Here is a 14,093-nt window from a genome sequence, read left to right on the forward strand (position 1 = left end):
CGGGAAGGCGCCCCCCCCCCCCCACCCCCCCCCCCCCCCCCCCCCCACCCCACCCCCCCCCCCCCCCCCCCCCCCCCCCCCCCCCCCCCCCGGCCCTCGACGTCACCGCCGGTACCCGCACCCAGTGGCCCGCTGGGATGTGCTCCCAGGTGCGGTCGGTCGCCTCGGGCCGGATCAGGGGTGCGGGGCCACGCCCTCGTCGACCGGCAGCGCAACGGGCTCCTCCACCGGCTGTGCGACTGCCGTGGCGGAGGCCGCCTCGGCCCCGGCCGCGTCGGCACCGTGTGCTCCACGCGTCCCACGCACGGCCGACGCCGGACGCGCCCGGCGCAGAGCCAGATGAAGCACCGGCATCAGCACACAGGTGACCGCGGCGGACTGCCACAGAAGCGCGTCGAGCCGGCCCGCCGCCAGATACGCGCCCGCGGCCACCGCGGCCACCGCACACACGCCGCGGTCCACGATGCTCTCCACCGACAGCAGCGTGGCACGCGGGGCCTCCTTCGGGATGGCGTCGTTGATGAGCTTGCGCTGCACCGGATAGCCGAACCCGGTGATCGCAGCGAACGCGCACAGCAGCCCGACCACGGCCCAGGGACCGCCGACAGTGGTGCCGGCGAGTACGGCGGCGAGCGCGACGCTCAGCAGGGACACCCAGGCCGCGGCCGACAGCCGCCGGCTCAGCCACTGGGGCCGGGCGGAGGCCACTGCCTCGGCGACCGTCATCGCCGCGAGGACACTGCCGTGGCTGCTCTCGGCGATGCCGTGCTCCAGCAGCACCGGCTGGAACAGATTGACCTGGCAGATCCGCGACAGCGTGAAGACCGCCACGCCCTGCACCATGAGCAGGGCCAGCCACGGTGACGACCGCACGGTGCGCAGGGCGGCGCCCGTGTCCCGCAGCAGAGTCCCCCTCCGCCGGCCGCGGGTGCTTGCCCCCGCGCCCGTGTCACCGGCGGCGATCCGGGGCAGGGCGAGGGCGCAGCCGAGAGAGCCCGCCGCGCTCGCCGCGCTGAGCACGTACGGCGACTGGTGGGCCAGAGACATCAGCGGTCCGACGAACGGCCAGCACACGACCTTTGCGGCGAGCCCGAGGGCACGCGCCGTGCCCTCCGCCCTGAGGTAGTGGGCGTCCGCTCCCTCGGCGCGCAGGCCGTCGTACAGGCAGGCGCTCGCCGCGCCCGAGGTCAGGGAGCGCCCGGCGGCGATCGCGAGGAAGTGCACGAGGAAGCCCGGGTACGAGGGCGCCAGCACCGGCACCACGTTCGCCGCCGTCATGACCACCGCGCCCGCGCGCAGGCAGTTGCGGGCACCGACGCGGTCGGCGACGACTCCCGTGGGTATCTCGAACAGGCAGAAGGCGACGTAGTAGATGCTCTGGATGCCGAAGATCTGGCCGTCCGACAGGCCCGCGGCACGCTGGTAGGCGTAGAACACGGGCATCCACCACAACAGGTTGAACAACAGCTGGAATCCGTTGTTGAGGCGGATGATGCGGCGGGCGGCCGGGGTCATGGCCGGATCCGCGGAGCGGCGCCGCACAGAGGTCATGGATCGCCTCACCGGGCGTACGGGCGGACCTGGACCAGATGGAACGCCCCCTCACGGGTCATGAGCCACTCGATGTCCAGCGCGCCGTCGGGGTCGCCTTCGCTGAAGTGGGACTGGAGCAGACGCCCCACCAAGGCCAGTTCGCCCAGTGACGTGCGCGTGTCCGACGGGAGGTCCTCACCCGACGAGCCGACGTCCACGGTGCGACCGCCGCCCTCGACCGTGTTGTACAGGTACTGGTGGGGCAGGACCTTGCCGTCGACCACCCGCTCCGGCGAACCGGCCGTGCAGTTGACGTACACGTTGCGGAAGTCCTCACGCCGGGTCGGGTTGCAGGTCACCAGCACACCCCCGAGGCCGGCGGGCACATACTGCTGGATGATCACTCCCATGTAGGTGTCGTCCAGCACGATGCCGGCCTCGTGCCGCAGACGTACGCTCCGTGGCGACAGCAACGACGTCCACACCTGCCGTACCGCGTCCAGCAACTGCTCCTCGCCGCGCACGGTGGTCACCGAGTCGTAGATCCCGGCCGCCGAGAAACCCGGCAGGTCCTCGGCGTTGGAGGACGAGCGCACCACGAGACGACGTCCGTCGGCCAGCAGACCCGGCACCGCGCCGGTGACGGCCCGCGCCACCTCGTCGGGGATCGGCGTGCTGTGCATCAGGCGCTGCAGGTCCAGACAGAGGGAGTCGATCACGTCGAGCGCTTCGAGTTCGAGTGCCATCTTCAGCTTGCCGATGCCCTGTTGCAGGGCGGACGACGAGGTCAGGAAGAGATGGTGCAGGCGGAACGGGAGCGCCACCCCCTCGGGTGCCCGGATGGTGGCCGCCACGCGTTCGGCCGCCGCGGCCTGCAGCCGTTCCACAGGCGCTTCCGGCTCGCCGAGCCGCAGGGCCAGATGGGTGAGCAGGTCGGGCCGCGGCGGGCGCGGGCGTGCGTAGAACGCGGTCAGGTCCGCCGTGCGGCTGTCCAGGACATGGTGCAGTTCGCCGAGGTTGGCGGCCTTGGTGCCGTAGCTGTCGCGGTCGGTGCGCCGCAGCCGGTGCAGAGCCATGACCGGTGCCTCGTCCAGCAGGGGTGCGTCGATGCGGATGCGCTGCTGGTGCCAGACCGGCCTCTGAAGGACCGGGGCGTCGGACAGCCGCTCCAGGGTGACGGCGTCCTCGGACACCCGGTAGCGGACCCAGGCGCCGTCCAGTCCGTCTCGCCGCACCAGAGCGTCCAGGTCGCGGACGATGGCGTTCGGGATGCCCCAGCCCGCCGCCAGGACGTTGGTGTGCGAAAGCGGCGTCGTGGGCTCCGTGTTGACGAACCCCGCCACCCGGGGCACGTCATCGGGCAGGCAGGCCATCGCGACGATGTCCGCCCAGCCGAGCTGTGGGGCGGCGCTGCGGTACTCCGCCAGATGACGGAAGTAGCGCAGCCGGCCTTCGGCCACGCCCGGGTTGAGGCAGGTCCGGGTCCGGTTGCCGAACAGCTCCTGGCTGAGGATGCGCGGTACGCGGGCCTCACTGACCGAGGTCAGTTCGTGCTCCTGTCCGTGGTTCGCCGGTTTCAGCAGCAGGGGGAGGCGCCCGTCCACCCTCGTACGCACATACTGGTAGAACTCCTCCAGCAGCGCGGCGTGCATGGTGTCCGCCTCGGTCGTCTCCAGGACCAGGAAGGGCCGCTCGGAGCCCTCGGGGTCCTCGTCGCTGTGCAGGGACAACACCCCGAGCAGGAAGCGGCGGTCGGGCGCCATGTACACGGATGCGTTGAACTCGTCCAGGCCCGTGTCGAGTTCGTCCATCCCCATGCCGAGGATGCGCGTGGCGATGTAGTCGACATGGAAGGGGTGCACCCGGGTGTCGAGCAGGTGCCAGGTGTCCTCGGACCTGTCCACCACGATCTTCAGGTACGGGTGTCCGGCGAGCACGCCGGACAGCGCGCGGAACAACGGCAGCGAGAGGTTGGCGCCGACGACGGTACGATCGCCCGCGGTGTCGGGGACGTTGGCCCTGTGCGGTGCGTGGGTCATGGCCGGGCCCCCTCGGTGACGTCCGCGGGCAGGATGCGCGGCAGCGCGTCGACCAGGGCGGTGAAGTCACGGACGACGGACTGCGGCCGGTCCGCCGACAACAGGCACAGGCCCGCCATGGTGTTGGCCCCGGCGGCAGGCTCGTACACCGGCACGGGGGCCCCGTCCGGCAGAGAGCTCTCGTGGACGACGGACAGCGTGCTGCCGGCGCTGACCGGCGCCGAACGGACGACCGCCGAGGAGTTCCATCGATGGCGGCGGGGCCAGGGGGTGCCGTCACCCTGCACGGCGAGGACCACCAGCGAACCGGCCGCGCCCGTGGCATCGTCGGGCGTCAACGCCCTCGCGGGCCAGGCGGGTGAGCCGCCGAGCAGCTGGTCGGTGAACATACCGACCAGGTCCAGGCCGAAGACCTCCTCGATCTGCGGCACCGTCATCGCCCCGCCGAACCGCGCGGCCGTCTCGATGACCCACATACGGCCATCCCTGCCGAGCTTGATCTCTGTGTGGGTGCCGCAGTTCTCCAGCCCCAGGGCGTCCACGGCGCGCCGGGCGAGGTCCACGATGGTGTGCTGGGCCTCGCTTCCCACGGCGGCCGGGGTGATACCGGCACGCTCGGTGAAGGGCGCCACCGTCGGCATCCGCCCGCTCAGGCAGACGGGACGGAACTCTCCGTCGACGACCACGCCCTCGACGCTGACGTAGTCACCCCAGCCGGGGCCGTCGAACCACTCCTCGGCACATCCGCTGACGATCTCCTCGACGATGAAGTCCTCCGAGGCGCCGGGAACGTGCAGTTCCGCGAATCCGAGCAGCGCGGACTCGGCCATCACCGCGCGCGACCGCTGCCAGGCGTCCAGCGCGTCGGCGGGCCGCTCGATGATCTGGTGTGCGGTGGAACCGGCGCTCCATGCCGCCTTTAATAAGAGTGGACATGACAACGTGGCGGTTGCGCGCCGCAGCTCGGCCGCGCTGGTGACGGCGCGGAACCGCGGCTGCGGTATGCCGCGGCGCTTCCACGCGGCGCGCATCAGGCGCTTGTCCCGTGCGAGGGCGGCGGCGGGCCCGGCACCCTTCAGCCCGAGCCGCCGGGACGCCTCGGCGACCGCGACCACCGCGTACTCCGAGAAGGTGAGAACGGCGTCCGCCCCCACCTCGCGGGCTCGGGCGGTGATGAGCTCGACCAGGTCGCCACCGCGGGCGTCGAGCGGTGTGACGACCGACGCGCACCGCCGCGCCGCGTCATCGGCCACGGGGGCGGGCAGTTCGCTGAGGGCCAGTAGGTGCACCGCGGACCTCGCGGCCACCCGCGTCAGGGCATGGCCCACCGGAGGGCCGCCCTTGGCATGCACGTACAGCACCTTGCTCACGGAACTCCAACTCCTTTGATGTCGTCGGGCGGCCACCGGGCCGCGCCGGTGTGTGGTCCGCGGCTGCGTCGGTACGCCGGCCACTGTCACGCCGTCCCCTTCAAGCGAACCAGCACCCGCCCGCGTCAGAGGTGCCGGGATTCCCGAAGCACTCAGGCAAATGCCTTACTGCTGCCGCCGATCCGCGCCAGGTGAAGGTGTGGTCGTGTGCTAACGCCGCCGACGCCACGGCACGGAGCGTCTGCCCCGCTCGCATGCCCCATCCCCTACGGGATACGCATGAGGTATCACCCAAAGTGATGTGGTGCAGGGTTGAAGGAGTTGGACGTGGACGAAGCTGATTTCAAGGCGTTACTCGCGCCCCTCGCGGTGTCCTGGTGGGAAGCCGACAGCGGCCTGAGCGTGGTCGACAGCGGAGGCGCCGCGTTCGACGACCGGCGCGCCACCCGCCGTTTCCTCGAGGCCCTCCACGCGGACGGCGGCGGCCCGTCCAGCGCGTCCGGCTGCGGCCCGTACCACGCGTGTTTCGAGGGCAGAACCTTCCACGTCCACTGGCCGGAACTCGGCGGCGGGCCGGGACGGCACGGCAGCAGGGGAGTGGCGATCGAGGTGGTCGACCGGCCGGACGACGACCCGTACGCCACGTTCGCCGACCTCGCCCCGGCCGCGGCATTCGTGCGCGACGCCACAGGCCGTTACCTGTGGGCCAACCACGCCTATGCCCACCTGTACGGCACCACACGCGACGCCGTGATCGGCCGTCACCTCGCCGACGTCGACGAAGCCGGTGACATCACCCGGTTCCTCGCCCTCGACCAGGAGGTCCTGACGCGGGGCCGGCCGGTGCGGCACACCCTCACCTACCGGCGCGTCGACGGCTGCTCCGGCCGCGCGGCGGGCTACCGCTTCCCCGTCCGCTGGGGCGCGGCCCGCTGTGTCGCGGGCATCTACGTCGACGTCACCGACTACGCCCAGGTGCTGGACCAACGGCACCAGGCCGAGGCCGACTTACAGGCCCTGCGCGACCACAGCGGACTGCTCTGCGTCCGCCTGACCCCGGACGGCCGCGTCAGCGAGGCCGGCACCGCGGTCGCCGACGTCCTGCGCATCCGGCTCTCCGACCTGATAGGCCTGCCGGCCGACACCTTGCTCGCCAGGACCCCCGAACGCGGCGCCCTGCGCCGGATCTGGGACGACCTGATCAGCGGCCGGCGCCGAAGCGCCCGCACCTGTGCCGTACTCGTCGACCGGGACGGCTGGCGGCGCCGGGCCCGAATCCATCTGAGCACCGTGTGCGGTACGACCCCCGGTGTGTCCGGCGTATGGGCCGTCGGCACTCACCTCGGCTTGCGCCATCAGGCCCGACCGGACCTGACGGCCGCCCAGGTCCGCATACTCGCCCTGCTGGCGGCCGGGCACAGCAACGCGGACATAGCAGGGGCGCTGCGCCTGTCCCGGCAGACGCTGGACTACCACCTGAGCCGCCTGCGCGCCCTGCTCGACGCCGCCACCCGCCCGGCGCTGGTCGCCCGAGCCTACGTGCTCGGCATCCTCTCGTCACAGACCTGGCCGCCCCGGTCCTCGACGGCGGCGAACCCCGCAAGCCCGGTCTGAACGCTCCGCTCGGGAAGCAACGGAGGGAGCCGATCCGTCGATGCCGGCGCCTTCTCCTCGAGGTCGAGGCCGGAGGCGACACGGCAGTCGATCCGCACAGTCCTTCGCCGGATCGGCTGGGGCCCCAGTCGCCGTTGACGGTGTGGATGTCGCAGTGGCAGATGCCGGCGTACTGGATCTCGATGAGGAAGACAGGTGTCAGTCGACGGCCGGGGCGGCGGCGTACTCCTCGTCGGTGACGGGCGTCAGCCAGTGCACCACGTCGTGGTCGGCGTCGCTCTCGTTGATGGCCAGGTGGACCATCAGCCGGTTCGGCGCGGCGCCATGCCAGTGCTCCTCGCCGGCCTCGAACAGGACGCGGTCGCCGGGACGGATGACCTCGATCGGCCCGCCCCGGCGCTGGCACAGACCGACCCCCTCGGTGACGAAGACGGTCTGGCTCAGCGGGTGGCGGTGCCAGTGGGTGCGTGCGCCGGGCATGAAGTGCACGAGGTTGGCGCTGACCCGGGACGGCGCGGGTGCGGCGGCCACGGCGTCGATGTAGACATCGCCGGTGAACCAGTCGGCGGGGCCCTTGAGGGTGTCGATCGAGCTTCGGGTGATCTGCAAGGTCGTACCTTCTCTGTGAGTGGTGCGGGTCGGCAGGCACGGTCGGGCCGCTCGCCTGCGGGAACGCGAGAGCGAGGGCATGTCCGGGACGGCGCCGGACACGCCACTCCCCGCACACACGAGCGCCCGGCCCGGGGGCGCGGCATGGATCAGGGCGTGAGGAGTGCCTTGATGGCGCGGCGCTCGTCCATGGCCTGGTAGCCCTCGGCGACCTGCTCCAGCGGCAGGGTGAGGTCGAAGACCCTGCCCGGGTTGATGCGGCCCGACTGGACCCGGTCGATCAGGTCGGGCAGGTAGCGGCGCACCGGAGCGGGGCCGCCCCGCAGACCGACGTGGGAGAAGAAGAGCTCCTGGCCGTCGATCTGCACCTCGTGGGGGACACCGACGAAGCCGACGTTGCCGCCCGGCCGCGCCGCGTGCAGGGCCTGCTGCATGGCCTGGGCGGTACCGACGCACTCGAGTACCGCGTCGGCGCCGATCCCGCCGGTGAGGTCCTTGATCCGGGCGACGCCCTCCTCGCCACGCTCGGTGACGATCTCGGTCGCGCCGAACTCCCGGGCGAGCTTCTGACGGCTCGCGTGGCGGCTCATCGCGATGATCCGCTCCGCGCCGAGTTCCTTCGCCGCGATCACCCCGCACAGGCCGACCGCTCCGTCGCCGACCACCACGGCGGTGGAGCCCGGTGCGACCTCGGCGGCCAGCGCCGCGTACCAGCCGGTGCCCATCACGTCGGAGACGGCCAGCAGGCCGGGCCAGAACTCCTCGCCCGGCACCTCGTCGGTGGCGACCAGGGTGCCCTGGGCGTTGGGAATGCGCACGTACTCGGCCTGGCAGGTGCTCATGAACTCACGGTTGAGGCAGTTGGACTGCCAGCCGTTGCGGCAGTTGGCGCAGGTGTTGTCCGAGGTGGCGAACGAGCCGACGACGAACTGGCCCGGCTTGACCGCGGTGACCTCGCTGCCGACCTCCTCCACGAAGCCGACGTACTCATGGCCCATCGGATGGGCCTCGCCGGTCGAATCCAGGCCGCGGTAGGGCCAGAGGTCGGAGCCGCACACACAGGTGACGGCCGTACGGATGATCGCGTCGGTCGGCTCGAGGATCCTCGGGTCGCCGAGCGTCTCGAAGCGCACGTCGCCGGGGGCGTGGATCACTGCTCCGCGCATGGGGGAAGTCCTTACGTGCTGAGGGGCGGGCCGCTGGTGCGGCCCGTGGGGCCTGGGCCACGTGTACCCGTGTGTGGGGTTGCGTACGTACCGGGACGTATGGCCGCGTACCGGGCGCACGAGGGCGACGCCGCCTTCCTGGCGCGCGTCCCGGACGAGCATCTCCGGCCTGCGCGCCGTTGCGCCGCAGCTCCGAAATGCCATGCCTCCAGGTAACCGGGTTTCCGCGCGGGCAGCGAGTCACCGGTGAAAGGTGTGCTGCCAGTACATCCCTGCCGCGGCGTACACGCCGTACGGTCGAGGGGTGGACAACCGTGACGGGATGGCCGCCGAACCCGGCCTCACCCTCACCATCTACACCACCGAACCCGGCTCGCCCTCCGAAGAGACCGACTCGCACCGGCCGGGTGCACTGCTCGTCGACCGCGGACCGGACTATCGATCACGCACAGTGATCGCCCGCACAAGTCGAGCCAGAACCCACAGGGCCGCCAAATGTCGAAAAGGTGCTCTGCGGCGGTTCCCAGACCGAGCAGTCGTGAGCGAAGAGAACGCGTCGCGGGTCGAAGTCGGCGAGTCGCTCCAGCCAGTGCGGATAGGTGGGAAGGGGCTGCTCCACGCCGTGAAGTTCCGCTTGGCGGGCCAACTGGTCGGATGCGAAATGGGAGGCGAAGTCGTGCGCCTGGCCGGCGAGGACCACCGTGCCGTCTCCTTGCCGAAGGACCAGCGACTGATGCCCTTGGGTATGCCCTGGTGTCGGAATGATCCAGACTCCCGGCCAGACCTCGGCCTCGCCGGCGAGTTCCTCATAGGACGCGGCGGGGAAATCAATCAGTTCGTCGAAGGTGTAGCCGCCGTTGCGGGCAGTGGTCAGCTCGACGTCCTGGACCAGGATGGGCTTTCCGCCCAGGAGAGGGTTCCCGTCGCAGTGGTCGAAGCGGAGGTGGCAGTTCGCGACGAGGGAAATGTCGTCAAGGGCGACTCCGGCCGCGGACAGAGCCTCCGGCAGGTCCCGGCGTCGGGGACGGTAATGGGCTTCGGTCTCCGGGTCCGCCTTGCCGATGCCGGTGTCGAAGAGGATCAGGCCCTGATCGTGTTGCACCAGGTAGGCAAGCACAGGTTCGACCCGCGGCTGCGGGCCGCCGGTCTCCGACGCGGGCCGGATGAAGTACCCAAAATCGAGCCGACGCACCGCCATGTTCTTCCCCATGCGGCCAGCCTGGCGGATTCTGGTGTTCCGGTCGGCCGGTCTGCCGAGAGCAGAACCAATGGCCGCGCAGAGCCTCGGGTCCGTGAAGGTCTTGGTCAGCCGCTTCTCGTCCGCAGCCTCGAACAACTCGCGCCCGGATCGGCCGGCATGGAGCGGGGGGCACCTCCCCGGAAGGCTGGCGCAGGCCCGGTACGGCAGCAGACTGCCCTGCAATGCGAGCGGGGGAGCGGGGAGGCGTCGTCGTGAAGGCGATGTTCTGCGTGCACCGCGCGGCCCGGCTGCTCAGCGTCATCGTGCGACATTCCCCGGCGGGCCCTCGTGATAGGCGCCGTCCGCGAAGAGGAGGACCCGGTGCGTCGTATGTGCGTGGTGCCGCACGGCGCCCAGTACCACCATGTGGTCACCGGCCGGTACGAGGCGGACGCGGCGGCAGCACAGTGTCGCCGCCGCCCCCGGTATCAGTGGCTCGCCGTGCGGTCCGGGCTCCGTGGCGAGTCCGTGGAACCGCTCCCCGGGGCCGGCGAAACGGGATGCCAGTTCACGCTGATCGGCCGCGAGCACGTTGACGGCGAAGTACTCCGCATCCGTGAACGCGGGCCGGCTGCGCGAGGACAACCCGAGACACCACAGGATCAGGGGCGGGTCGAGCGACACGGAGGTGAAGGAGTTGACCGTCACACCGACCGGGGCACGCCTCGGGCCCGCACAGGTGACCACGGTGACTCCGGTCGCGTATCGGCCGAGGACATCGCGCAGCGCACGCGAGCCCGGGCCGGCCGGCGCGGCACACCGCGGCTCAGCCGGCCCCGCCGGGTCCTCGGCCGTCACCGCGGCGTCGGCGGACACCTTCACGCGGCGTCCAGCCGTCCGCGCAACGCGGCCAGCGCCTCGGCGATCTCCGCGTCCTCCGGGTCGAGTACGACGGCCAGCTCCAAGTCCTCCAGAGCCTCCTGCCGCCTGCCGCTCTCCTGGTAGAGGAAGGCGCGGTTGTAGCGCAACGCGGCGTCCTTGGGGTCGAGTTCCACCGCCCGGCACAGGTCGTCCAAGGCGTCCTGCAGGCGCCCGGCCTCGTAGCGCACCCCCGCGCGTCCGGACAGAGCGCCGACCAGGGTCGCGTCGGCCTCCACCGCCCGGTCGTACGCGGCTTCCGCCTCGGCCGGTTCGCCGCTCTCCGCATGAGCCTGTCCGACGGCGGTGTGCAGATAGGCGTTGGCGGGGTCGAGCCGCAGCCCGGCCCGGGCATCCTCGAGCGCGGCGGCCAGGTCGCCGGCCTCGAGGTGGATACCCGCGCGGTTGACGTACGCGTCCACGAACTCGGGATCCTGCTCGATCACGTAGCTGAAGTCGGCCAGCGCCCCGGCCGCGTCGCCCTCGCTCAACCGCAGGTCGCCGCGGTTGTAGTAGATCTCAGGGAAGGGCGGCGACAGGCTCAGTGCGCGCGAGTAGTCGGCGAGGGCCTCGTCGCCGCGGCCGAGCCTGCGCAGCAGGTTGCCGCGTTCCAGGTAGTGCTCGGCGTGGTTGGGGTCCTGGTCGATGACGACGGCGTAGTCGGCGAGTGCCTCGTCCAGCCGCCCCAGGCCCGCGTACACCCGGGCCCGGTTGTTCTTGAGCACCGAGCGGTGCAGACGGTGTTCGTCCGGGGTCAGCCGCCGGTCCAGGTCGTCGATGCACTCGGTGACCAGGCGCAGCGCCTCCTCGGGGTCTCCGAGATTGACCTCCACCAGGGCCCGCCCGTTCTTGTAGAAGGCGCTCTGAAAGGCTTGCTCCACTCTGTCGTGCAGCAACGAGGCTGTGGCGATCGCGCCGTTGAGGAGGGACTTGGCCTTCTTCTCGTCCCGGTCGGCGGGATCGTTGTGGCGTGTGTACAGCATGGCGGTGGAGTAGGCGCACGCCATGTGCACCGCCGGGTCGGTCGACAGCAGACGCGCCTCGTCGTAGACGGCCTCGGCCTCCTTCGTCCGGCCGAGCATGGACAGGGCGAGGCCGAGCTGCACGCCGAACTTCCACCACTGCGCGGTGTTCTCCCGGCCGTCGACCAGGTGCTGGCCACGCCGGCCGTAGTCGACGACGGCGGTGTAGAAACCGTTGACGAGGCAGTGGTCCGACGCGGCCCACAGGACGGGCACGGCTTCGCTCACCGGGTCGCTGCCGCGTTCGAGGTGGTACGGCAGCGCGCCGAGGGTGAGCGAGAGCTCCTCGGCCTGGCGCAGTTGCGCGGCCCGGCGGTCGTGGAGGGCGGCACGCTGGGCGGCGGGCAGGGCCTCGTAGGCGGTGCGGGCGGCCGTGCCGTCGGGGCCGTCGAGCAGCCCGTCGGAGGCTACCCAGTGCCATGCGGGCTCGTCCATACCGTTTGCCGGGGCGGCTTCGGTCGGTGTCACGGGCACGGCAGTGGTGTGGCGGTCGAGTGCGGGGGCCAGGACGCCGTCGGGGTCCGGGGCGTGCGCGCCGCACAGGACGACGGTCAGCGTGCCGGGACCGACGCGGCGCACCAGGGCGGCGAGGAACTCCTCGTCCGTGGTCTCGGCGTGCTCGGCGTTCTCCACCACCAGGCGCCGCGGCCCGTCGTGGCCGAGTGCGGGCAGCGCGTCGCGGACGAATTCCACCAGCCCGTTGGCGATCCGCCGGGTGCGCAGCCGTGCGTAGAAGCGGGTGCGTTCGGCGGGCAGTGCCATGGAGGTCAGCGTCTCGCGCGAGTTGGGCACGATGACCGCCAACTCGGGTGCCACCGAGAGCAGTTCGATGTCATGCCGGCGTACGAGTTCGGGGTCGGCGTCGAGTACGCGGGGGACCAGGGCCCGGGCGATGGTGCCGGCCGCCGTGTAGGGGCCGCGCAGCCGGCGGTGGGCGTCGACCGGAGGCAGGAGCAGGGGTGGCAGCGCAAGGCCGTCGAGGGCCGCGGCCCTGTCGCGCCGTGTTCCGCCCCGCAGCCCGAGGTGGGCGGGTGGCGCGGAGTCAGCCTGCTGCATGTGCGGTCTCCTTTGCGGTGGTGGCGGGGGTGCGGGTGCGGCGCCGCCATGCACGCAGCGCCAGGTAGGCGGCGAAGACCGGCTCCCAGAAGTTGATGACGAGGAACGTCAGCACGTCCGCTGCGTTGGCCGGTGAGAGATCGCTGCCGAGCTTGTGCACGGCGACCTCGGTGAGGCGTATTCCGGTGGGGACCGCGGCGGTGAGCAGTGTGACGGTGAGGAAGACGTAGCCGGCCACCATCAGCCACGAGTACCAGCGGGCGATCTGCCGGTCGCGGTCGCCCCATCTGCTCTCGTCCACCATGCGCCCGGGCCTGTTCAGCAGCCGCATGAGGCGGTTGCGCAGCATCTGGCGTGCGGTGGTCTGCAGGTCGTTGCAGCCGAGGACGGTGATGGCCAGGTAGTACAGGTCGGTGCGCAGGAAGAAGTAGAACTGCCACACCAGCCGGAGTACGACCGCGAAGGCCATCGACAGCAGCAGCCGCCGGACGACGGCCGTGGCACCGTCGGCGCCCTGCAGGGCCGCGGCCACGAGGGTCAGGCCGCTGATGACCAGGACGTCGGTGATCATGCCGGCGAGCATCGGCAGGTAGCGCTTGCGCCGGGGTACGGCGACCAGTCCGTCCAGGGCGGTCACGAAGACCACGTAGTAGAACCGCCGGCTGATCGACAGGGTCGAGTTCAGGCCCAGGCGCCGCCCCGCGAGGGCGTGGGCGGCCTCGTGCAGCAGGATCCACGGCACCTGGCCGAGGACGATGCCGAGGGTGAGCAGCACCAGAGACCGTCGGGTGAAGAACAGGTTCTGGTAGTGCGGCGCCAAGTGGGGCTGTCTGATCATGACCACGAGCGCGGCGAGCACGATCAGGCCGTAGACGCCCCAGGCGACCGGGGAGAAGACGGCGCGGCCGAGCCGTTGCCAGCGCACCGGGCCGGATGGCGCGGCCACTTCCTCTCCGTCCTGGACGACGAGTTCGAGTTCGTCGAGGACGTCGAGGAACTCCGCCATGTCCACCTGTTCGCCGTACTGCTCGGTGTACCACCGCGCCGCGGCGTTCGGCGGTGTGCCGCCCTCCAGACGGCGCAGCAGTGCGGCACCGTCGGGCGGAAAGAGGCCGTAGGAATCGATGTCGGCGCGGCCGACGGTGACTTCGTCGCCCTCCTCGAGATAGGTGAGCGGATGCAGCCGTACGGGTTCGTCGAAATTCCTGGACGGCGGTGTCGTCACTGCCTCACCTCACTGTCTGGCGACCGGTGTGCGGTGCGCGCCGGGCGGCATGGCCCGGCGCGCACCTGCCTGGGATCAGGCGTTGTTGGTGCCGCAGCAGTACGCGGACGCGGCGGCGGACGTCAGGCGGACGGTCCCGGCCTTACGCACGGCGATCTTCTTCATGGGGATCTCCTTCTCTGCGAAGTGGTGCACAGCGCCGCCGGGGATCCGGACGGCGTACCCGATGTCTCGGGTGCTCTTGGGAGTGGGCGAGAAGAAGCACCACGACCACGATTAACGCGTGAATTCCGTGCAGTAATTCGCTCGCGCAATGGATGAATGGCCTGGAAGATGGGCCGGGAAGACGTCTGCCTTTCTT

The 14,093-nt window shown here is 71.2% G+C and carries 10 protein-coding genes; 1 reads left to right on the plus strand and 9 read right to left on the minus strand.

Annotated elements, in window-relative coordinates:
* Nucleotides 1–174: 174 nt before the first annotated feature.
* Genes ACZ7GZ_RS19965 through ACZ7GZ_RS19975 form a run of 3 tightly spaced genes read right to left on the minus strand, consistent with a single transcriptional unit; the run spans nt 175 to nt 4,942 of the window.
* The gene (locus ACZ7GZ_RS19965; protein ID WP_471025804.1) at nt 175–1,551 is read right to left on the minus strand and encodes an MFS transporter; all 1,377 of its coding nucleotides are present in this window, start codon (nt 1,549–1,551) and stop codon (nt 175–177) included.
* An 8-nt stretch (nt 1,552–1,559) separates the two neighbouring features.
* Nucleotides 1,560–3,572, minus strand: a complete 2,013-nt coding sequence (locus ACZ7GZ_RS19970) for a PEP/pyruvate-binding domain-containing protein (RefSeq protein WP_471025806.1) — start codon at nt 3,570–3,572, stop codon at nt 1,560–1,562.
* Entirely contained in the window at nt 3,569–4,942 is a 1,374-nt protein-coding gene (locus ACZ7GZ_RS19975; RefSeq protein ID WP_471025808.1) for an ATP-grasp domain-containing protein, read from the minus strand. The genes ACZ7GZ_RS19970 and ACZ7GZ_RS19975 overlap by 4 nt, the downstream gene beginning before the upstream one ends.
* A 327-nt stretch (nt 4,943–5,269) precedes the next feature.
* Between ACZ7GZ_RS19975 and ACZ7GZ_RS19980 the strand changes: the two genes are divergently transcribed.
* Complete coding sequence (locus tag ACZ7GZ_RS19980) at nt 5,270–6,556, plus strand: PAS domain-containing protein (protein WP_471025810.1); 1,287 nt, start codon at nt 5,270–5,272, stop codon at nt 6,554–6,556.
* A 198-nt stretch (nt 6,557–6,754) separates the two neighbouring features.
* On the opposite strand, the gene ACZ7GZ_RS19985 is transcribed toward ACZ7GZ_RS19980, so the two are convergent.
* From ACZ7GZ_RS19985 to ACZ7GZ_RS20010, 6 genes are all read right to left on the minus strand, one after another.
* Nucleotides 6,755–7,165, minus strand: a complete 411-nt coding sequence (locus ACZ7GZ_RS19985) for a (R)-mandelonitrile lyase (protein ID WP_471025812.1) — start codon at nt 7,163–7,165, stop codon at nt 6,755–6,757.
* A gap of 149 nt (nt 7,166–7,314) precedes the next feature.
* A complete protein-coding gene (locus ACZ7GZ_RS19990; RefSeq protein ID WP_471025815.1) occupies nt 7,315–8,331 on the minus strand; it encodes a zinc-dependent alcohol dehydrogenase family protein in 1,017 nt (338 codons plus the stop codon).
* 442 nt (nt 8,332–8,773) lie between these two features.
* Nucleotides 8,774–9,541: an N-acyl homoserine lactonase family protein gene (locus ACZ7GZ_RS19995; RefSeq protein ID WP_471025818.1), complete on the minus strand. Its 768-nt coding sequence runs from the start codon at nt 9,539–9,541 to the stop codon at nt 8,774–8,776.
* Nucleotides 9,542–9,829: 288 nt separating this feature from the next.
* Nucleotides 9,830–10,393 (minus strand): flavin reductase family protein, encoded by a 564-nt coding sequence (locus ACZ7GZ_RS20000; RefSeq protein WP_471025820.1) that lies wholly within the window; start codon nt 10,391–10,393, stop codon nt 9,830–9,832.
* A complete protein-coding gene (locus tag ACZ7GZ_RS20005) occupies nt 10,390–12,507 on the minus strand; it encodes a tetratricopeptide repeat protein (RefSeq protein ID WP_471025821.1) in 2,118 nt (705 codons plus the stop codon). The genes ACZ7GZ_RS20000 and ACZ7GZ_RS20005 overlap by 4 nt, the downstream gene beginning before the upstream one ends.
* Complete coding sequence (locus ACZ7GZ_RS20010) at nt 12,494–13,732, minus strand: hypothetical protein (protein WP_471025824.1); 1,239 nt, start codon at nt 13,730–13,732, stop codon at nt 12,494–12,496. Before ACZ7GZ_RS20010 ends, ACZ7GZ_RS20005 begins: the two co-directional genes overlap by 14 nt.
* Between the last annotated feature and the right edge of the window lie 361 nt (nt 13,733–14,093).

It is taken from the genome of Streptomyces sp. NPDC037288 (genome assembly GCF_055603265.1).